General features: G+C 40.6%; 20 protein-coding genes, 1 tRNA gene and 5 pseudogenes. 10 read left to right on the top strand and 16 right to left on the bottom strand.

The genetic code is table 11. From position 1 onward, the window contains the following. Positions 1-57 precede the first annotated feature (57 nt). The 9 genes and pseudogenes from PCORN_RS02020 to PCORN_RS01985 form a co-directional block, all read right to left on the bottom strand. A pseudogene (locus PCORN_RS02020) lies at positions 58-839 on the bottom strand (ribonuclease HII). Further along, positions 814-1,707 carry a ribosome biogenesis GTPase YlqF gene (gene ylqF / locus PCORN_RS02015; protein WP_036077106.1) on the bottom strand — a complete coding sequence of 298 codons (894 nt, stop codon included), beginning with the start codon at positions 1,705-1,707 and terminating at the stop codon, positions 814-816. Before ylqF ends, PCORN_RS02020 begins: the two are co-directional and overlap by 26 nt. Positions 1,708-1,719: 12 nt before the next feature. After that, entirely contained in the window at positions 1,720-2,259 is a 540-nt protein-coding gene (gene sipZ, locus PCORN_RS02010) for a type I signal peptidase SipZ (RefSeq protein WP_036077103.1), read from the bottom strand. A gap of 149 nt (positions 2,260-2,408) precedes the next feature. Further along, a complete protein-coding gene (gene sipX, locus PCORN_RS02005) occupies positions 2,409-2,993 on the bottom strand; it encodes a type I signal peptidase SipX (protein ID WP_051999176.1) in 585 nt (194 codons plus the stop codon). Between the two features lie 221 nt (positions 2,994-3,214). Further along, positions 3,215-4,474, bottom strand: a complete 1,260-nt coding sequence (gene clpX, locus PCORN_RS02000; protein WP_036077100.1) for an ATP-dependent protease ATP-binding subunit ClpX — start codon at positions 4,472-4,474, stop codon at positions 3,215-3,217. A 389-nt stretch (positions 4,475-4,863) separates the two neighbouring features. Beyond that, positions 4,864-6,160: pseudogene (gene tig / locus PCORN_RS01995) on the bottom strand (trigger factor). A 118-nt stretch (positions 6,161-6,278) separates the two neighbouring features. Continuing rightward, positions 6,279-6,647, bottom strand: a complete 369-nt coding sequence (locus PCORN_RS18105) for a hypothetical protein (RefSeq protein WP_051999175.1) — start codon at positions 6,645-6,647, stop codon at positions 6,279-6,281. Beyond that, a complete protein-coding gene (locus PCORN_RS18100) occupies positions 6,640-7,233 on the bottom strand; it encodes a hypothetical protein (RefSeq protein ID WP_051999174.1) in 594 nt (197 codons plus the stop codon). Before PCORN_RS18100 ends, PCORN_RS18105 begins: the two co-directional genes overlap by 8 nt. A 154-nt stretch (positions 7,234-7,387) precedes the next feature. Further along, positions 7,388-7,603 (bottom strand): helix-turn-helix domain-containing protein, encoded by a 216-nt coding sequence (locus PCORN_RS01985; RefSeq protein ID WP_036077098.1) that lies wholly within the window; start codon positions 7,601-7,603, stop codon positions 7,388-7,390. A gap of 149 nt (positions 7,604-7,752) precedes the next feature. Between PCORN_RS01985 and PCORN_RS01980 the strand changes: the two are divergent. From PCORN_RS01980 to PCORN_RS18095, 3 genes and pseudogenes are all read left to right on the top strand, one after another. Further along, positions 7,753-8,167, top strand: a pseudogene (locus PCORN_RS01980) (helix-turn-helix domain-containing protein). Positions 8,168-8,256: 89 nt separating this feature from the next. After that, positions 8,257-9,457, top strand: a pseudogene (locus tag PCORN_RS01975) (PrsW family glutamic-type intramembrane protease). A gap of 105 nt (positions 9,458-9,562) precedes the next feature. After that, on the top strand, positions 9,563-11,635 hold the full coding sequence (locus PCORN_RS18095; protein ID WP_077913748.1) for a glutamate-5-semialdehyde dehydrogenase: 2,073 nt from the start codon (positions 9,563-9,565) through the stop codon (positions 11,633-11,635). A 59-nt stretch (positions 11,636-11,694) separates the two neighbouring features. Here PCORN_RS18095 and PCORN_RS01965 read toward each other — a convergent pair whose 3' ends face one another. Then, entirely contained in the window at positions 11,695-12,621 is a 927-nt protein-coding gene (locus PCORN_RS01965; RefSeq protein ID WP_036077096.1) for an alpha/beta fold hydrolase, read from the bottom strand. Between the two features lie 159 nt (positions 12,622-12,780). Here PCORN_RS01965 and PCORN_RS01960 point away from each other — a divergent pair. Together PCORN_RS01960 and PCORN_RS01955 are read left to right on the top strand one after the other, a co-directional pair. Then, positions 12,781-13,246 (top strand): annotated as a pseudogene (locus PCORN_RS01960) (hypothetical protein). A gap of 157 nt (positions 13,247-13,403) precedes the next feature. Further along, a complete protein-coding gene (locus PCORN_RS01955; protein ID WP_051999173.1) occupies positions 13,404-14,006 on the top strand; it encodes a DUF1361 domain-containing protein in 603 nt (200 codons plus the stop codon). Positions 14,007-14,248: 242 nt separating this feature from the next. Here the strand turns inward: PCORN_RS01955 and PCORN_RS01950 are convergent, their stop codons facing one another. Both PCORN_RS01950 and PCORN_RS01945 read right to left on the bottom strand, forming a co-directional pair. Next, entirely contained in the window at positions 14,249-14,572 is a 324-nt protein-coding gene (locus PCORN_RS01950; RefSeq protein ID WP_036077093.1) for an AzlD domain-containing protein, read from the bottom strand. After that, positions 14,569-15,273 (bottom strand): AzlC family ABC transporter permease, encoded by a 705-nt coding sequence (locus PCORN_RS01945; protein ID WP_036077090.1) that lies wholly within the window; start codon positions 15,271-15,273, stop codon positions 14,569-14,571. Before PCORN_RS01945 ends, PCORN_RS01950 begins: the two co-directional genes overlap by 4 nt. A 152-nt stretch (positions 15,274-15,425) precedes the next feature. Between PCORN_RS01945 and PCORN_RS01940 the strand changes: the two genes are divergently transcribed. From PCORN_RS01940 to PCORN_RS01930, 4 genes are read left to right on the top strand one after another with little or no spacing between them, the layout of a single operon-like run. Further along, positions 15,426-16,001: a TetR/AcrR family transcriptional regulator gene (locus PCORN_RS01940; RefSeq protein ID WP_036077088.1), complete on the top strand. Its 576-nt coding sequence runs from the start codon at positions 15,426-15,428 to the stop codon at positions 15,999-16,001. Positions 16,002-16,004: 3 nt separating this feature from the next. After that, on the top strand, positions 16,005-16,334 hold the full coding sequence (locus tag PCORN_RS18090; RefSeq protein ID WP_051999172.1) for an elongation factor G-binding protein: 330 nt from the start codon (positions 16,005-16,007) through the stop codon (positions 16,332-16,334). Further along, positions 16,312-16,647: an FBP domain-containing protein gene (locus tag PCORN_RS18085; protein WP_077913747.1), complete on the top strand. Its 336-nt coding sequence runs from the start codon at positions 16,312-16,314 to the stop codon at positions 16,645-16,647. Before PCORN_RS18090 ends, PCORN_RS18085 begins: the two co-directional genes overlap by 23 nt. A gap of 43 nt (positions 16,648-16,690) precedes the next feature. Further along, complete coding sequence (locus tag PCORN_RS01930) at positions 16,691-17,104, top strand: VOC family protein (protein ID WP_036077086.1); 414 nt, start codon at positions 16,691-16,693, stop codon at positions 17,102-17,104. Positions 17,105-17,499: 395 nt separating this feature from the next. Here PCORN_RS01930 and PCORN_RS01920 read toward each other — a convergent pair whose 3' ends face one another. After that, positions 17,500-17,952 carry a hypothetical protein gene (locus PCORN_RS01920; protein WP_036077081.1) on the bottom strand — a complete coding sequence of 151 codons (453 nt, stop codon included), beginning with the start codon at positions 17,950-17,952 and terminating at the stop codon, positions 17,500-17,502. A gap of 212 nt (positions 17,953-18,164) precedes the next feature. On the opposite strand from PCORN_RS01920, the gene PCORN_RS01915 reads away from it, so the two are divergent. Beyond that, positions 18,165-18,254, top strand: a tRNA-Ser gene (locus PCORN_RS01915). 49 nt (positions 18,255-18,303) lie between these two features. Here PCORN_RS01915 and PCORN_RS21050 read toward each other — a convergent pair. From PCORN_RS21050 to PCORN_RS01905, 3 genes are read right to left on the bottom strand one after another with little or no spacing between them, the layout of a single operon-like run. After that, on the bottom strand, positions 18,304-18,519 hold the full coding sequence (locus PCORN_RS21050) for a YbaK/EbsC family protein (protein WP_338151756.1): 216 nt from the start codon (positions 18,517-18,519) through the stop codon (positions 18,304-18,306). Next, positions 18,422-18,787: a YbaK/EbsC family protein gene (locus PCORN_RS01910; RefSeq protein WP_338151755.1), complete on the bottom strand. Its 366-nt coding sequence runs from the start codon at positions 18,785-18,787 to the stop codon at positions 18,422-18,424. The genes PCORN_RS21050 and PCORN_RS01910 overlap by 98 nt, the downstream gene beginning before the upstream one ends. Before the next feature lie 58 nt (positions 18,788-18,845). Continuing rightward, positions 18,846-19,301 (bottom strand): YslB family protein, encoded by a 456-nt coding sequence (locus PCORN_RS01905; protein ID WP_036077079.1) that lies wholly within the window; start codon positions 19,299-19,301, stop codon positions 18,846-18,848. Positions 19,302-19,422: the final 121 nt, after the last annotated feature.

Genomic DNA, 19,422 nt, shown 5'->3' with positions numbered 1-19,422 from the left:
TAAAATCATCTCAACTTCTTCAAAAGATAATTTTCACTGCTTCCACTGCTTTTTCAGCTAGCCTTTAGTGGCTAAAAAAATATTTTTCACTGGCGCAAAAGTAAGACGATGTATGGGACATACGCCCAGTTTTTCAAGCCCTTCCAAATGCACTTTCGTCCCGTATCCCATGTTCTTCGCAAAACCATAACCAGGGAATTCCTCATCAAACGCTACCATCATCCTATCACGCGTTACTTTTGCAACGATAGAAGCTGCAGCGATAGAAACACTTTTGCTATCTCCTTTTATCAAAGAAAGCTCCTGTTCACAATGTTTTAATGGCATCGCATCAATCAAGCAAAAATCAGGTGTTAATGCCAACGAGTCAATCGCATCCGCCATTGCTAATTTTGTTGCTTCATAAATATTCACGTCATCAATGACCTCGTGAGATTTAATACCTATTCCGACAGCTAACGCCTTCGCCAAAATTGCATCAAATAGCTCGTCGCGTTTTGCCTCATTCAATTGCTTCGAATCATTGACACCCAAGACATCAAAATCAGCCGGCAATATAACAGCAGCGGCAACTACAGGACCAGCAAGAGGACCACGCCCCACTTCATCGATTCCAGCAATGACCTGAAACCCCTTTGCCCTTGCTTCATTTTCATAGTATTTCATCGCCTCTAACTGAGCAGAAAGCGCCCCTTTTTTTCGCCTGTTCACGTCGAAACGAGGCAATTAATTTCGCAACCCCTTTTCGCTCATCTATTAAACACTCTTGAAAAAAACGAATCCTCTTCAGACGTCACCAATTGCAGTCGCTCCTTAATTATCGCTAGCTTCTCTGCCATCTTCATCGTCCTCCACTATCAAATCACTTGGGAAATCAAAGGAAACACGGCCCATTTTTTCTTGGCGCATCTCTCTCACTAGCAACTCTGCCGCACGCGAATAATCAGGATCACGATAGCGATCATAGATACCACGCCGTTCCGCTATCATCGCCAGAACTTCCGTCGTTTCTTCTGGCAAGGCCTCAATTTGCAACCAGTGATGCAACTTCTCTGGGTAGTGTTCCTCTAAAAAGCGCAACCCAAACCCAGCGATATCTTCCATATGTAGTAAGTCATCTTTGATTGCACCAGTCAACGCCAATTTATAACCAACACGCTGATCTTCAAATTTCGGCCATAAAATCCCTGGAGTATCAAGTAGCTCTAACGTTTTTCCCACTTTAATCCATTGTTGTGCTTTCGTAACGCCTGGCTTATTCCCAGTTTTAGCAATATTCTTCTTCACCAGCCGATTAATCAAAGTCGATTTTCCAACATTCGGAATTCCCAAAATCATCGCCCGGATCGCTCTCGGTTTCATACCACGACTACGTTGGCGCTCAAACTTCTCCGCCATCAACGCTTCGGCAGCTCGCTCGATTTTATGCATCCCTTTACCTTCCTGCGCGTTCACAGCAACTGCTGGTAATCCACGCTCCGCAAAATGATCAATCCATTCCTGCGTCACTTTCTCGTCAGCCGTATCTGCTTTATTTAAAATAATCACGCGTCTTTTCTGATGAATAATCTCTTCTAACATCGGATTGGACGAAGAATAGGGAATCCTTGCATCCACCAATTCAAAAATCACATCTACTAATTTCAATTTCTCTGTTACTTCGCGACGGGCTTTTGCCATATGACCCGGAAACCATTGTATTGTCATAATAAACTCCTTTTATCGAATAAACTTCGCGTGCTCCAGCGGCCAATAGCAAATCGGGGTCGTTCCAAGTATTTTTGACTCAGGAATTGGCCCCATAATCCGACTATCTTTACTCGCACGGCGGTTATCTCCTAGCACAAAAACCGTCCCTTTTGGCACAACGCCTCCTGAGATCATGTCTTCCGTACTAAAATCATCCGTTAGTAATGCATTTCCTAACTGTTTTTTATAATCATCTAGATAGGGCTCATCCTGCTCCTTCCCATTGATAAATAGCGTATCATTTTTATACACTATTTTATCACCAGGTATTCCGATTACACGCTTTACATATTCTCTACCTTCGTCTTTAAAAATGATCACGTCAAAGCGATCCACATTTCCAAAACGATTAATAATCACACGGTCTCCATCGTGCAACGTCGGCATCATTGAAGAACCGTCTACCATCACAGGCACAAAAAAGTAAAAACGGATAAGCAGCGTCAAAAGCAGACCTAGCACAATCGCCCAAGTCCAGCTCCATAATAATTTTAAATTCTTCTCGTTCAAAATGCCATCTCCCCTAAATCTCTTGCTAGTCTTATCACCCTTTGGATTTTATTTTTTATAGTTCTAAGTATACACTAATAACACAAAAAAAGCTTGCACATAATTTGTGTGCAAGCTTTCGGTTAGAGGCTAATTCAGACTCTCGTTTCTTATTTTTGTAGCGACTTACCAAACGAAATAACTTTTCCTAGTACTTTATCCTCGTCAATAAAGCCAATATAGCGACTATCTTTACTTATTGGGCGATTATCACCTAAAACAAATAATTTACCCTCTGGTACCTTCGTAGCCCCTCCACACGCCGGTATTGTTGCTAAGGAAAAGTTAGGATTGCCTTGTGCACCATCATTTAGCGTCGTTAAATAGCCATTTGATAAATCTTTCTTCGCTTCATCTAAGTAAGGTTCATCGTATTTCTTCCCGTTGATATACAGTTGATCTTGCTTATATTCTACCGTATCTCCAGGCAATCCGATAACGCGTTTGATATACTCTGTATCCTTCTCATCTGGAGCAGGGAATACGATAATATCAAATCGATCTGGACCTGTTACTTTATTAATAAATAAGTGCTCTCCATCATGCAATGTTGGGTACATGGAATCCCCAAATACTGTAACTGGTGAAATCACAAAATAGCGAAGCGCCATGGAAAGTACAACCGCTACAAGAATTACTTGAACCCATCCCCATATCGCCTTACCTTTACCACGACCAGTTTTTTTTAGTCTCATTAGTCTCACTATCCATATCCTCTAGTTCCTCTCTACAATTACTACTAAACACAATTTAAAGTATAGCATGAAACACTTGAAAAAAAAACAGTAAATTATATCGTGTCTGAGTAATTCTAATCCATTTCTAATATAGAAACGCTATCCTAACTACTGTTTACCCAATTCCCAAAAAGAAAAACGCTAAAATCCACAATCTGGACTTAGCGTTTTTCATTCCATCAAGCTGATGTTTTAATTGGGATAATAGAGCCATCTTCTAATTGTAATTGTGGCTCAGCTTCACCAGTAACGGCTTCTTTCGTAATGATGCATTTCTTGATATCATCACGGGAAGGAATCTCAAACATAACCTCCAGCATAATATGCTCAATAATAGAGCGAAGACCACGTGCCCCGGTTTTACGAGCAATCGCTTCTTTGGAAATCTCTGATAAAGCTTCTGCTGTGAACTCCAGTTCTACATCATCAAGCTCTAACATTTTTTGGTACTGCTTCACAAGGGCATTTTTTGGCTCTGTCAAAATCGAAATCAATGTCTCTTCGTCCAATTGCTCCAATGTTGCAATAACTGGTAAACGTCCGATAAATTCAGGAATTAGACCGAATTTCAGTAAATCTTCGGGAACAACTTTTGAAAGGTACGTTTCATCCTCTTTTAGTTGCTCATTTTCTGTTCCGAATCCGATGACTTTTTCACCAAGACGATTCTTAACGATTTGTTCCACGCCATCAAAAGCGCCACCAACGATAAACAGGATATTTCCTGTATCGATTTGGATGAACTCTTGATGTGGATGCTTACGCCCGCCTTGTGGAGGAACACTTGCAACCGTGCCTTCTAAAATTTTCAGCAAGGCTTGTTGTACACCTTCACCTGAAACATCACGGGTGATAGACGGGTTCTCTGATTTACGTGCTACTTTATCGATTTCATCAATGTAGATAATACCTTTTTCAGCACGTTCTACATCGAAATCAGCCGCTTGAAGCAGTTTCAGCAGAATATTTTCTACATCTTCTCCAACGTACCCAGCTTCTGTTAGACTCGTAGCATCTGCAATAGCAAATGGAACGTTCAAAAGTCTGGCCAGCGTCTGAGCTAGCAATGTTTTACCACTACCAGTTGGTCCGATTAGGCAGATATTACTCTTGGATAACTCCACAGCATCGTCTGCTTTTTCGTTAGAATTAATGCGCTTATAGTGATTATAAACCGCCACAGCCAATGCTTTTTTCGCACGGTCTTGACCAATTACATAATCACTTAAAATGCGGCGAATTTCTTGAGGTTTCGGCACATCGCCAAAGTCCACAAATTCGGACACATTTAGCTCTTCTTCAATAATTTCGTTACATAATTCGATGCACTCGTCACAAATATACACGCCAGGTCCCGCAACTAATTTGCGCACTTGGTCTTGTGTTTTACCACAAAAAGAACATTTCAGCGTTCCCTTTTCGTCATTAAATTTGAACAAGGTTTTCACCCCTTCTAATTAAGTGTTTTCATAAGCGTAATGCCTTATAAAACAAGCTTATGTCTGTTTATCATATCACTAGTTTGTGAGAAATGCTATTAAGAAACATTGAGCCGATTGCATTCTTGAATATTATGATTGTAATTTAACAAAACACGTTTTCCAAGTAAGAAGCATAGCTTGTTTTCGAAGCACAAAATATGATACCGCTCAGTCCTTATTCGCCGTAAAACAGCACACGAACAACTAATGCTCGCTTTGCTCGCACTCATATTGCGCCTCTAATTCAGCGAAAATCGCTTCATAAGAGGCGCAACAAAGAGAGGACACAAGTTATAATCTCATGCCCTCTCCTAAACATACTAGTGAATTGTCTTGCTTCCTAAAAATTATTCCGCTGCTTTCACTTCTTTAGCATTTTCTACTAAAAGATCGATTGCTTTACGGATTTTAAGGTCAGATTTCAATTCGTTCATATCGCCTAATGCTGCACGAACTGCGTCTACTTCCATGCTGTATTTGTCAGCAAGTGTTTTTACTTCTTCATCAATGTCTGCTTCTGTTGGCGTGATGCCTTCAGCTTCAGCAATTGCTTCAAGAACTAGGTTTGTTTTTACGCGTTTTTCAGCGTCTGTTTCCATTTGTGCATGCATCGCTTCTTCTGTTTGACCAGTGAACTGATAGTAAAGCTCAGGAGTTAGTCCTTGTGCTTGTAAATCTTGCGCAAAATGGTTCATCATGTGATCTGCTTCGTGGTGAACCATCGCATGTGGAATTTCCACTTCTGCATTTTCTACCGCTTTCGCAATCGCATCATTTTGTTTTGCTTGGACAACGCTATCTTCTTTTGCTTCTTGTAAACGTTTTGCTACTTTTTCTTTTAATTCAGCAAGAGTTTCCACTTCTTCGTCGATATCTTTTGCAAGCTCATCATCAAGTTCTGGAACTTCTTTTGTTTTAACTTCGTGTACTTTGATTTTGAATACAACCGCTTGACCTGCAAGATCTTCCGCATGGTATTCTTCTGGGAATGTTAATTCGATATCTTTTTCGTCGCCAGCTTTCAAACCAACCACTTGTTCTTCAAAACCTGGAATGAATGAACCTGACCCAAGTTCTAATGAATGATTGTCTGCTTGGCCGCCTTCAAAAGCAACACCATCTTTAAATCCTTCAAAATCAAGAATAACTGTATCGCCATCCTCAGCTGGAGCATCTTCACGAACAACTAATTCCGATTGACGTTCTTGCATGCTCTTAAGCTCTGCATCTACTTCTTCATCTGTTAGTTTCGCGTCGCGTGCTTCTACTTCAACGCCTTTATAGTCGCCTAATTTCACTTCAGGTTTCACAGTAACTTCTGCTGTTAATACCCAAACTGCGTCTTTTTCCATTGATTCCACATTGATTTGCGGGTTATCCACTGGATCTATTCCAGATTCTTCAATTGCAGCTGCGTAAACTTCTGGCAACATGATATCTAACGCATCTTGATACAATGCTTCTTCACCAAAACGTTGGTTGAAAATTTGACGAGGTACTTTCCCTTTACGGAAGCCTGGTACGTTTAGATTTTTACGCACTTTTTGGAACGCTTTATCCATTCCTGTTTTGATTTGTTCTTGATTGATTTCGAAAGTTAATGTACCAACATTACCTTCTTTTTTTTTCCCATTTTACTGACATGGTATTCCCTCCATACATCTATTTACTGGTTATTAGTCTTGATTCCTCAATACTGATTTCAGTCGCACTCATACATAATAACACAAAACTTATCTACTTGAAAACTACAATCCTCTGGTTAAAGCAGATAATTTTGCTGCGCCTGCTCCATTCTCTCGATAAACTGGGTTGCTTCCATTAGTTCTTCATGATTTATATCCGCATTATCTCGCCAAATTTCGCCATACATTTGTGACAACCACTTGCTATAGGCTTCACTCCAAAGCTCGGTATTCTCAAACGGAAACCGGAATGGATACATGATGAAAAGATGTTGTTGCACAGTGACTAACAACTGCTCCAAAAAGCTCGGATTTGTGTGCTCCCATCGCCTCGTTAGTTTTTCAATCAGCTCCTCAATGAAAGGATCCCTCTCTAAAAATGGCAACTTACTCGGATTCACTTGCTCCTCCATGCCTACCTTTTTAACTAAGAAAAGGTCATCCACTTTTTTTTTCTTGCAAAAGCTCAAATATCATCGATTTCACGAACGGGGATGTTGTCGCATCTTTTAAGAATACAGAAAAAACTTCAACATATGGCTCCACATCATGGAATCTCGCTTGTTGCAAAAATTCCAATTGTTCCGCAGTTCCCCACTCCAAAAAATTCGCAACGCTCCGTCTTGGTTTAATTTTTTTCGGAAATGGAATGACATTACTCTCTTCCTCCATGCCATTCGTTTCAAAGTGGTCCAACTGCGCTTCCTTATCCAAATGCTGTTTGACCAGACTGAAGTAGGTGTCCATCTCATTCAGTGATAAAAAAGTAGCCGATAGTTCGCCCAAAATCTCTTTATTGTAACCATCCATCATTAAAAAGGCTTGCCCAATTTCCTTTGCCTCTTCAAAATTCTGTTTCGCATTGGAAAATCTAATTAGCGCGTACACAACCGCCTCATTGCAAGGTTGCTCCACATAGGCTTGCTCTAAAAACTTCTGTACAACGTATTCCTCTTCTTCACCAAGAATCGCGATGCCATCGTTTAAAAAATTCTCTACAATAGTGGGAAAAATTATATCTGATCCTTTCATAACTAAAAAACTCCTCACAGAATAAGTCCATTTTGTATACTCGTCCTCATTTGACTCTATTTTACACGATTTTCCGGCTAGTTGATATTCTTTTTTTGTTTTATTTTATTGACATATAAAAAAACGCGACAAATCGTCACGTTTTGAAGGGATTTTATTTAAAGAAATCTTCTTGCTTGCAACGCAAAATATCTGCTAATACCGCTGCTTTTTCTGCTGTTAGCCGTACCATCCCTTTCTCCAAGTTAGAGTATCCCGAACTATATTTATATCCCATCTTCCTTGAAATAAACGCTTGCGAAATGCCTAGAGATTCTCTTCTCTTTCTCACTTTCGCCCAATTGATTTTCTTGTCTGCAGTTGCTTTCATGTGTATCGCTCCATTCTACTCAATTTGTGTTTATAAAACCATAATATCAACTCTAATAGTTGATGTCAAATCCATAACATTCGTTTCGTGTAATAAAATAGCTGTATTGTGTAAGTTATGATATAATGACTTCTAAAAGGAGTGATTATATGCCCAAATTAAGTCATCGATTAACTATTTTAAGAGAGCAGAAAGGTTGGTCGAAAGCAGAAACAGCAAGACGACTCGACCTTAACGCGACATCTACGTACGGTAACTGGGAGTATGGCATCAGGGAGCCAGATATCGAGATGTTACGTCATATTTCTATGCTATTCGACGTTTCTGTAGATTATCTCGTCGGCCAAAAAAAATGATTCCGACTATAAACCGAGCGAGTAGAAAAAAAATCCAGATATTGCAAAAACATTAGAGCAAATCAGGCAAGATCTCCGTTTTGAAGAAGATATCCAACTCGACAGACAACCTATTCGCCCTGAAGTTGTTAAGTTTATTGACGATACAATTATTTTTCTGTTAAATCAGGCACAAACCCTTAATACTGAACTTCGTAAGGCCAAATAAAATCGTTTTTCTATATATATTAAGTTTCAACCTATTCTTTTTGTGGAAATAGGTAAAGACTTTAAATATAAATAAGGGAGGCGATCCATTTGTCTCATTGGTATTTTCAAAAAAATGACAAGACAATTGGTCCATTAACAGACTACGAACTCAGAACACTATACAAAAGAAAGGAATTAACTGCGGAAACGAGAGTCAAGCAAGAGGAAAGCGGGGAATGGCTCTTTCTAAAGGATAGCCCAATCTTCCACACGATTCATGAATCACACGAGCCTCATGACGCTCCAAAAGGTCCAAAAAAAAGAAACAAACCACCATCCACACGAAAAAAATGGGTCACAGCATTTAGGTCTGGGTGATATTTTTGCGGACGTCTTTAAAAAGCATCCAAAATCAGATAGTGAGAAAGTCTTTATCGCAGGTACCACTTACACAACGCCAAAAGAAGGAGATATTGCATCTTCTTGGACGAGACCGTTCCTTTTCTCTCGTGTATTTTTCGCGCTAGCTATCACATATTTCTTACTGCTTGCTTGTACTTATATTTTTTCTAATTCAAATACGATTCCTGGCTTGATGGTTATCGGATCGTTCACTATGCCATTTTCGGTACTTGTGCTATTTTTCGAAATCAACGCGCCACGGAATATTAGTTTCTTCGATGTTCTAAAAATGTTTTTTATCGGTGGTGTCGCGGCACTTGTTGCCACACTGATTCTATATGATTTAATTCCCGTCGGAAAACTGAATTATTTCAACGCTTTCTTAGTCGGAGTCATTGAAGAAACCGGAAAAATGGTCATCGTCGCCCTCTTCATCGTGGCACTGAAGCCAAAATATATTTTGAACGGTTTACTTATCGGGGCAGCAGTTGGAGCCGGTTTTGCCTCCTTTGAATCTCTGGGCTATGCATTTAATTACAGCCTTGAAGCCGCCGCGGTATTTAAAAACCTCCATTTTGCTGGCGATACTATGTTAAGTATCATTTTCTCTCGTGGTTGGCAATCAATCGGTGGACATGTTGTTTGGGCAGCTATTTCCGGCGCGGCATTAATGATTGCAAAAGGTTCCGATTCGAAGCTCAAAATGCGTCATATCTTCACAGGCAGATTCCTGAGCCTATTCATTATCCCAATCGGTCTTCATTTCCTTTGGGACTGCCCTTGGAATCCACTACCACAAATCGCGTTCAAACAAATTTTACTTATCATTGTTGTTTGGATTGTTATCTTCTCGCTTATCAATAAAGGTTTACGCCAAATCTCAGGTAAAGAGCCTGCGAAAGCGTAAATTCACGACCTGTTCTATCTTTTTTGATAGAATGGGTTTTTTTTGTGCGCCGAAATAGTGTACAATGAATGGAATATAATTTGACTTGAAAAGGAGACTCGTTCTATGCGTACATCTTTAAAGAACTGCAAACGAATTGTCATTAAAGTTGGAACTAGTACGCTCATGTATCCAAATGGCAATATAAATTTACGAACTATTGAAAAATTAGCGATGGTTCTCAGCGACCTTTCTAATGAAGGCAAGGACGTTGTGCTCGTTTCTTCTGGCGCGATCGGCGTTGGTTGTCATAAGCTACAATTAGCCACACGCCCTACTACGATTCCTGAACAGCAAGCGATCGCAGCGGTTGGGCAAAGTGAACTGATGCATATTTATAGTAAGTTTTTCGGTGAATATGGGCATACGGTCGGGCAAGTCCTGCTGACCCGCGACGTCATCGATTACCCTGTCAGTCGCAAAAATGTGATTAATACGTTCAATAAATTGCTCGAAAACGAAATCGTTCCTATCGTCAATGAAAATGATACGGTCGCGATTGAAGAAATTGAGCACCTTACAAAATTCGGTGATAATGATCGTTTGTCTGCTATTGTAGCCGAAGTTATCCAAGCCGATTTGCTGATTATGTTATCGGATATTGACGGTTTTTATGATAGCAATCCGAATGAAAATCCGGATTCTACAATGTTTACCGAGATTAACCAAATCACGCCGGAATTGCAAGCATTAGCTGGCGGAAAAGGCTCTGAATTTGGCACTGGTGGTATGTTGAGCAAACTTGCCGCTGCTGAAATAGTTTTGAAAAATGGTGGGAAAATGGTGCTGACGAACGGCAATAATCCAGGTACTATTTTCGATATTATGAATGGCGATCCAGTGGGAACTTTATTTGCTACGAAGGATCTAGTGAAGGGGGGAAACGAAACGATGACCGAACTCATTCTAAAAGGAAAACAAGCGAAAGCAGCTGCCTTGGTATTAGCACAAGCAAAAACGAAGGCGAAAAATGAGGCGCTACAATCGCTTGCCGTGTCTTTAGTCGCGAATACAATTACTATTTTAGAGGCCAACGAGAAAGATTTAGCCACGGCTTCGGACAATGGCGTTCGGGATGCGATGCTTGATCGGTTGCGCTTAACGCCAGAACGAATTGTGGATATCGCGGAAGGCGTGAAACAAGTAGTTGCTCTCGCGGATCCAATCGGTGAAGTCGTGCATATGTGGAAAAACGAAGCAGAGTTAACGATTGGAAAACAGCGCGTACCACTGGGTGTTATTGGTATTATTTACGAATCACGGCCAAATGTCACGGTAGATGCTGCCGTTCTTTGCTTCAAAACAGGAAATGCGACCATTCTCCGTGGTGGAAGTGAAGCTTTCCATTCCAACCTTGCCCTCGTGCGCGTGATTCGCGATTCGCTAGCTAGCTCTGGATTTCCTGCGGATGCTGTGCAAATTGTGGAAGACACGTCACGAGACACTGCGCAACAGCTAATGAAGCTAAACGCCTATCTTGATGTCTTGATTCCACGCGGTAGTGCTCGTTTAATCCAAGCTGTCCTTGAGAATGCAACGGTCCCGGTTATAGAAACTGGAACTGGCAATTGTCACGTATATATTGATAGTGAGGCACAGCAAGAAATGGCGACGAAAATCATCGTTAACGCCAAAGCTAGTCGTCCATCTGTTTGTAACGCTGCCGAGACGCTCTTGATTCATGAAGCTATTGCCCGTGATTTCCTGCCAACCATCGCTTCCCGACTCCGCGCAGAAAATGTAGAGATTCGCGGTGATGAAGAAGTCGCATCCATCGTTTCTGATGTGATTCCAGCGACCGAGCTCGATTGGGAAACGGAATATGCGGACTATATTTTAGCGATTAAAGTGGTGCCGAATGCAGATGCTGCAATCGCTCATATTAACAAGTATGGAACTAAGCATTCTGAGGCCATCGTCACTGATAACTACTTCACAAGTCAAAAATTCTTACAACAAGTCGACGCTGCAGCAGTTTACGTCAATGCCTCTACTCGATTCACGGACGGATTTGAATTCGGGTTCGGCGCAGAAATCGGTATCAGTACTCAAAAACTACACGCCCGCGGTCCAATGGGCTTAAATGAACTAACATCGACGAAATACATCATTTATGGTGAAGGTCAAATACGCGAATAAAGCAAAAAAAAACAAGCAAATCGTTCACTCCTCACATGAGCTGATTTGCTATTTTACTACTATTTATCAGTCGCTACATACTTTTTATACCAAGAAACGACATCTTCAAAAACCTGCTCTTTATTAATCTCATTTGTTAGTTCATGGCGCGCGTCCTCATATATTTTTAACGTCACATCTTGCACCCCTGCTTTTTCAAATTTAACGGCTAATTTCGGCACATCTTTTCCAAGGTGACCAACTGGATCTTTACTTCCTGAAATAAGCAGTAACGGGAGGCTTTTTGGCGTTTTCAAGATTGTTTCCGGATTTTGTGACTGCTCCACACCTCGAAGCAGGCTATGATAGAAACCTAGAGAGCCAACGACTTGCCCACCAAATGGATCTTCCATGTAATCTTCATGCACCGCCTTATCCCGAGAAAGCCAGCTAAATGGATGCTTTTCTGCAATAAATTCACGATTGAAACCGTAGAATGATAATTTATGCAGAATTTTGCTACGTTTGGTATCATTTTTTCGTGCGCGTAGTTTGGCATAGAACAAGCCTGATTTCAAAAGTGGGTCTGGTTGTAGGCCACTCCCTGCCAAAATCGCTGCGTCTACGCCATACCGTGTAATCAAGACACGCGTGACAAAACTTCCCATACTGTGGCCAAAAAGAAGATGTGGAAGATTCGGGTAACGCGTTTTGATAAAGGCAGCCACTACTTCTTCGTCCGCCACCATCGCCTCAAATCCGTCTGGGAAAGGGAGATGTCCAAGCTCCGCGGAATCCCCCGCACTCTTACCAAATCCGCGATGATCATCGGCAATCACAATAAATCCTTGTGTGTTTAAATATTCGGCAAACTGGCTGTACCTCGCGCCGTGTTCTGCCATACCGTGAATAATTTGAACAATACCGATTGATTCTGAAACTTTCTCCCAAATATGTACGTGTAACGGTATTTGATCATGCGTTTCTACCTTCACTTCTGTATGCATCGTACCCCACCTCTTCTCATATAATTCCATTATACATGAGTCATTCTAGAATTCCCAAAAATGCTACTCGCTGATGTCATTTTTGCGTTATTTAGCACTTTTAACACTTGTTCACCTAATCACAACATGTTAGAATAGAGGCATGAAGGAGATGTTAACATGACAAATGATATCGCGCATTTACAAATGTTTGACTATGTTTTGAAGAAATATGGTAATAAGGAGCTTTTCGCTAACACGCGGATGGTCGTGGAAATAGACGGCAAGCTTTGGACTGGTGATTTCTTGATTTTAGATGATTGTCATATTCTTGAGATTGACTGGGCAGACAACGGCTATACGCAGGTAGAGCTAACTCGTGCATCGATTAATGCTGATTTTGATGCAGCTATTAAAGTTTCGAATGTGAATGTCAGTCAGAATCGCATCGATGCGAAGATTGCCTCGCTGAAACACCCTGAGACGCTGTATCAAGAGATTCATCGCTTTATTGGAACGATTGACAACAAAAAAAACAGCTTTAAAACCAGTTCTATATAATGCTTATTGCTTAGATACACGCGTGAAATTACCATTTTTAGATATCTCGAAAAAAGATATCCTTTTGGTTTCATTAACGGTATAATAGTTGCGAACGGTGGTTTTTACTGCTACCGTTCTTTTTTATGCTAGTATTACAATTTTGTCACGTACATTGAAGTTTTTGGACTGCTTGGATTGGTATGCTATTATAGAGGAGGAATGACTTTGTATGATGAAATGGTGTAGAGCTTTTTTTTGTGATGTATTTATTGTATATTATGTTTATTTTGGACGGGTATTACTTTATGATTCTGAATGTTTCATTGGCTTATATTCCGCTTGAATTAGCAGCCTTTGTTTATGGAAAACAGCGCAAAGCTTATCTATTTTGGCCCATTGCTTTTTTATGGTTACTGTTCTTTCCGAATGCGCCGTATTTGTTGACTGATTTCTTTCATTTGGAGGGTTTGCGGGTGAACGTCGCTGGGACGGGTGTATTCTCGAGTGATCCGTATATTTGGGGACGTTTTACTGCGCTGACCGTGGGTGTTTGTTTTGGACTCTATACTGGGTTTGTTTCGCTCAAATGGATGTTGGATGAGTGGATGATTCGTTGTAAATCGACGCGAGCCCTTGTTTATTGGTCGACATTTGTAGGGATTGCAGCATTGTCTGGATACGCGATTTATTTGGGGCGTTTTGCGAGGTTGCATTCTGTTTACCTATTTACAGAGCCGATTTATTCTATACAGCAGATGATCGATGCGTTTTCGTATGAGATGGGTTACTTTGTTGTTTGTTTTATGGTGATTCAAACGATTGTCTATCTTGTTTTTTTGAAATTTCCTCATAAAAAAGACTAGCGATGGTTGAAATCGCTAGTCTTTTTTATTGATCATCGGGTGTGGATTTGCACCACACAAACTCATATTTAAATCTTAACTTGTTTAAATGTACTTTATTAATGTTGCTTTGCTTCGAAGTTCTTTGCAACTAAATGCGTCTACCTATTCCGCCACCGATAATGTTATTTTAACAACGGTATCTATAATACCATGAATTTGGGAATAATGCAAGTTTTTATTGTATTTCACATCAGAAACTGTCAAAAAATGAGGCGAAGTAGCGCCATTATGACCACGCCTAAAATAACTGTCCATAGTAAACTGCGCGTGATTAGGGAAATAATAAGCGTTGCGATGACGGCCACCAGTTCTAGCCAGTGAACTTGAAATCCCTGTGCCCCGTTTGTCATGAAACTTTCCATGATAAGTGCGCTGAAAATACAGAGCGGGATGTAGCTTAGCCATTTTAGAACGGGCTCGGAAATTTGCATGTTACGCATAACTAGAAACGGTAGCATTCGCGGGATGGCGGTTACGAGAGAACAACCTAGCAGCATGAGAATAAATCCGTAGCTGATGCTCATCGATCGGTCACCACCCCAATGGTTGCAACAATGAGCGTGGATAGCACGACGGCAACGTTTGTTGAGACGATAAAGGACAGGCCTATCATGAAAATAAGCATGTATAGGATTAGAAATGCGATGTGGCGCAATTTTGATTTTGGTACGCTTTGTAGTTGGAATACGAATAGTGCAACAAACATGGCTGTGAGCGCAAAATCAAGACCGAATACCGCTGGGTTAGGGATTAATTTCCCGACGAGAGCCCCGAGTGCGCAGGAGGCAATCCAGACGAGATACGCGGTTATGTTTAATCCATTCATCCACGACGCGTAAATAGGCTCTTTTTTCGCCAGTTTCATCGCTGCCACGCCAAAGGATTCATCTGTGACAAGGAGGCTGATTCCGATATTTTTGAGCATTGAGTCTTTCTGGAAGTGCGGTGCTAGTGTTGCGCCTAACAGAAAATGTCTAAAGTTGACGATAAATGTCGTGATAATGATGGCTAATGTGGTGCTGTTCGTTAATAACATGGCGCAAATAATGAATTGTGCGGCGCCTGCATAGACAAAAATCGCCAATAAGGTAACTTCTAAAATGCTCAAATTCGCCGCAATGCCAGCAACACCTGCCGCTATACCAATACTTATGTAGCCTAATAATGTTGGAATGCAATCCTTCACGCCTTGCTGGAAGGTGAGATTCCCCGTTTGATTTGACATTTGTCACGCCCCCTTTTTCTTTTTCTACTATCCTATCAAATTTTGGCGCTTGTGACTAGAGCTTCTTGACATTTCTCCGATTTGGTTCTATACTGTATTAAAAAATGACTCCGAAGTCAAAATATGACTCGATGTATGAAGGTGGCCTCTAAATGAATTGGAAGGAACAGCAAAAGTACGACCGAGAACAACTTATACTAGCGCAGGCGGAAAATATGTTATTTCAAACGGCGGACAGCCAACTGAATATGGATGAACTCGCACTTGCTGTTGGAATTTCAAAAGGAACGCTGTACAATCATTTTTCAAATAAAGATGCGATTATCGCGCGTATCATGGAACGCAATGCGCAGAATTTTTTGCAGATGATGCGGGAAACGATGATTAACGTGGATGATAGTTTGATGAAATTGAAAACATTAATTCGGATGATTATCCGAAATCCTTATTTTATTTTTGTGCTGCGGAATAAGCCTGATATGACGGGAACGACGGAACTTGTGCGTATTTTCGAGCATATATTAGGAGAGCTTGGCGTTTTGTTTAAACATCTGCAGACACAGCGCTTGATGGATCCTGTTTATCCTACCCCCTTTTTGATTTCGTATTTTATCCATTTATTCGATCCGGCTATTTTTGACTATTTATTAAAAGAAGGTATCCTGGAAGATCAAATTGTCGCTTTGACGGAGCGATTTTTCTTCCACGGGACACAGAAGGAGATGTAAAAAATGCAAGCTTTTATGACGAATGCTAATTATCATTTTATTTTAAAGCAAGCGATGAATGCTTTTTATGGCGCGCAAAATACGAACGATGAAGGGGTTAAAAATGCGTTGCGGTTCTCATGTATCGACAAGGCTCAAGCAGTTTTTGAATCGTTGGAACCTGAGCAAGAACAGTTGATTGGGGAGATTTTTCATATTCATTCGGAGGAGGAGCTTGGTCATTTTGACGAGCGGTTGCAGGAGTTTCTGTTGCCCTTCCCTGTTGTGACGGATACGACGGTGAAAAAATTGTTCCCGAAAGCAAAAAAAATTGAAGGCCCCTACCCTGCCTGATACGAAAATGGAACGACTTGTATTTCTAGGGTGGAACGATACCGGCGCTCAGAAGAAGTTCATTATTGCCAAGCATGATGGGCAATTAACTGGTGTCCAAGGTAGCTTTACCCCTGTCTCAAAGAAAGGCATCTGCGCTTTTTGTCATCAGAATGAGCGTGTCGGTTTGTTTAAAGCGGATATTAAAGCAAAAGGAAATACAGATAATTTCCGCGCCATCGGACAGTATATCTGCGCTGATAGCCTCGCTTGTAGTGCGCATGTGCAAAGTACGGACCGACTGGATGCTTTTATTCGTGAGTTGAAATCCTGAATCGGGGTATACTAATAAAGATAAATTAAAGGAGGGTATAAAGATGGCTGAACAACCAAATTTGCTTTTTGTTAATTTAGCAGTATCGGATTTAGATAAGTCGATTGCGTTCTATACGGCGCTTGACTTTGAGTTTAATCCGCAATTCACAGACGAAAACGCAACCTGTATGATTATAAATGAGGGCGCGTTCGTGATGCTGCTCGTGGAGAAATTTTTCCAAAACTTTACGAAGAAATCTATCGCTGACTCGAAAATGATTACGGAGGCAATTATGTCGATTTCGGTAAGTAGTCGCGCAGAAGTTGACCAATTTGTTGAAAAAGCCCTTGCAGCAGGCGGAACAACGTCGAATGAGAAGATGGATGAAGGTTTTATGTATAGTTGGAGTTTTCAAGATATTGATGGGCATTTGTGGGAAGTGCTTTATATGGATCCTAGTGCGGTTAATGCATAACAATATGACTGGTGAGGTTTTCTCCTTGCTAGTTTTATTTTGTTTATATTTCCTTATTTCAGTGGTATCATGAGATTAGTTCTTTGAATAAGAATTAAAAACAGGAGGTAACTATGTATTTTAAGTATTTTTACACTAGTGGTATTATAGGCTTCATTTTGCTATTTTTTGTACAGGCTATTAATTTCGTGAAGAAAATAGCGATTGAGGGTGGAATTATTGACGGCGATCCATATCCGAATTTACTGGGTACTGGTCTAATGCCTATTCCCATTATCTTTTTTTGTATTAGTTTTGTCTTTTTGATGCTGTACATATATAAAGACCTGAAAATAAAGTAAGTTCATTAACAAAAGCTAGCTCCCTGATTATGTGGGAACTAGCTTTTAATCGTTCTATTTCTTCGCATAATCACTATACCCTTGCAAAATAACCGGCATAATAATATCGTGGAATGCGGTTAATTCATCCAAATAATAATTTATTTCTTGCTCCGTAACGTCCATTGCGCTTTCTTTCTTACGCTTCCATAAAAAGGCTTCCATTGCAGCTTCAAAGGAACCGCGATTTCGTAGTGCATCTTCTGCTGTAAGTCCGTTTTGCGCTTCCGTTTTTCCAAGGTTGTAGTAATCCAATTGGGAATATCCGCCGCCACTAATGCCCCGCAAACCGCTTGATACGGTTTTGACAATCGTCGTTCGGTATAGTTGCACGAATTCAGGGTGTTCTTCTAAAACGAGGTCGTCAATGTCTGTTGCGTAGTAATTATCAAACCAGAACTCAGCAAAACGGAAAATTTCCTTTGAAAAAAGTTTCGTAATCTCATTAGATATCAGCTTTTCATGCATTTACGCTCCACCTTTTGGTTATAAGACATATCTTCATTGTACTTTTATTTGTAGTAAGATGCAACATTTTTTTTGTCATGTATATTATCATTGATGTCTCGACTATCATACAAAAATGAACATATCTCCTCGCGATTACTATTCATACAAATTTTTTTCATTTAGGTATTGGCAAACGAAAGAAATCGTGATACAATAGTTCTTGTGCTTATGGAGGAATACCCAAGTTTGGCTGAAGGGATCGGTCTTGAAAACCGACAGGCGGGTAAGACCGCGCGGGGGTTCGAATCCCTCTTCCTCCTTCATTAATACGAAAAGATCTGAGTCTACTTGATTCGGATCTTTTTTTGTCTACCTATCTCGACTAATCGCTACAAACTGTGCCGGCACTACTTCCGCCAAGGCTTGCGGATTCACGCCTACTTGAAATCCGCGCTTGCCAGCTGATATCAGGATGCTTTCTTGTGATTCAGCAGCATCCGCGATAAAAGTTGGAAACAGTTTCTTCATACCAATCGGTGAACAACCGCCACGTATGTATCCTGTGACACTTTCTAAATCCTTCATTGGTAGCATCTCCATTTTTTTTATTTTCACTTGCCTTGGCTAGTAGTTTTAAATCTAGTTCTTGATTTCCTGGAATGCATGCAACCACAACACCTGTTTTATCGCCTTTTGTCACGAGTGTTTTGTAGATTTTATCTGGCGGTAAATCGAGATCCAGCGCGACGGTTACCGCGTCCACATGCTTATCTTGAAACGGGATTTGATAGAGTTCGTATGGTATTTTCCGTTGATCCAAAATTCTGCCGACATTCGTTTTCGGTATTTTCATCAGCCACGCCTCCATAAAAACAGGTACTCTATATGAAATCAGAATACCTGTCGTCGTATTAACTTACAATTTCGTCGTCTGAAACGCTCTCTTTGCGGTCCCATTTCACGATGATTTTCACGGTTTTCTTGCGTTTGTCTACTTCTTCATAGCTTTCTGAATACAATTTCTTCTGGTGCTGTATTTGTTCTGCAATAAAGCCGGCTTCTAGCTTGAACGTTGCGTTGCTGTCATTCGTCAAGCGGAGCGCAATCATTTCGCCACGCAATAAAATATGCATTTCATCTTTTTTCTCGCTGCTCACTTCTAAGTCGCCAAACGATGCTTTTTGGAAAAAGTCAGCAAGTTCCTCTAGCGTTTCCAGTGGATATTTGCGTGCAAGTTCTTTTCCTGCCCAATATAGGATGTGTGGCGTTTCTTCACCTAGCACATTCGGCAATAGCGTGTCACGAATTAATTCGTATCCAAAAACCGGTATCATTTTTTCATTTACAACTTCATTATTTTCTGTCATTCACAGTACCCCGCTTTCTTCTCCACTTATTATACCCAGAAAATCACCAAAATAGAAACATCAACCTACAAAATTCGTAAAAAAAACTATAAAATCGGCAAAAAAACTTGCGAAAACGGTG

The sequence above is a fragment of the Listeria cornellensis FSL F6-0969 genome (assembly GCF_000525855.1).
GTDB lineage: Bacteria > Bacillota > Bacilli > Lactobacillales > Listeriaceae > Listeria_A > Listeria_A cornellensis.
Note: the sequence above shows the minus strand (reverse complement) of the source record. Positions and strands in the feature narration are given on the sequence as shown.

Excerpts from the sequence above, each read along its gene's own strand:
- PCORN_RS01905 (WP_036077079.1), bottom strand. The coding sequence starts at position 19,301 with ATGACAGAAAATAATGAAGTTGTAAATGAAAAAATGATACCGGTTTTT.
- PCORN_RS18095 (WP_077913748.1), top strand. The coding sequence starts at position 9,563 with ATGCGTACATCTTTAAAGAACTGCAAACGAATTGTCATTAAAGTTGGA.
- PCORN_RS01965 (WP_036077096.1), bottom strand. The coding sequence starts at position 12,621 with ATGCATACAGAAGTGAAGGTAGAAACGCATGATCAAATACCGTTACAC.
- PCORN_RS21050 (WP_338151756.1), bottom strand. The coding sequence starts at position 18,519 with ATGAAGGATTTAGAAAGTGTCACAGGATACATACGTGGCGGTTGTTCA.
- PCORN_RS01985 (WP_036077098.1), bottom strand. The coding sequence starts at position 7,603 with ATGAAAGCAACTGCAGACAAGAAAATCAATTGGGCGAAAGTGAGAAAG.
- PCORN_RS01950 (WP_036077093.1), bottom strand. The coding sequence starts at position 14,572 with ATGAGCATCAGCTACGGATTTATTCTCATGCTGCTAGGTTGTTCTCTC.
- PCORN_RS01955 (WP_051999173.1), top strand. The coding sequence starts at position 13,404 with ATGTATTTATTGTATATTATGTTTATTTTGGACGGGTATTACTTTATG.
- PCORN_RS01945 (WP_036077090.1), bottom strand. The coding sequence starts at position 15,273 with ATGTCAAATCAAACGGGGAATCTCACCTTCCAGCAAGGCGTGAAGGAT.
- PCORN_RS01940 (WP_036077088.1), top strand. The coding sequence starts at position 15,426 with ATGAATTGGAAGGAACAGCAAAAGTACGACCGAGAACAACTTATACTA.
- PCORN_RS01930 (WP_036077086.1), top strand. The coding sequence starts at position 16,691 with ATGGCTGAACAACCAAATTTGCTTTTTGTTAATTTAGCAGTATCGGAT.
- PCORN_RS01910 (WP_338151755.1), bottom strand. The coding sequence starts at position 18,787 with ATGAAAATACCGAAAACGAATGTCGGCAGAATTTTGGATCAACGGAAA.
- ylqF (WP_036077106.1), bottom strand. The coding sequence starts at position 1,707 with ATGACAATACAATGGTTTCCGGGTCATATGGCAAAAGCCCGTCGCGAA.
- PCORN_RS18090 (WP_051999172.1), top strand. The coding sequence starts at position 16,005 with ATGCAAGCTTTTATGACGAATGCTAATTATCATTTTATTTTAAAGCAA.
- sipX (WP_051999176.1), bottom strand. The coding sequence starts at position 2,993 with ATGAGACTAAAAAAAACTGGTCGTGGTAAAGGTAAGGCGATATGGGGA.
- PCORN_RS01920 (WP_036077081.1), bottom strand. The coding sequence starts at position 17,952 with ATGCATGAAAAGCTGATATCTAATGAGATTACGAAACTTTTTTCAAAG.
- PCORN_RS18100 (WP_051999174.1), bottom strand. The coding sequence starts at position 7,233 with ATGAAAGGATCAGATATAATTTTTCCCACTATTGTAGAGAATTTTTTA.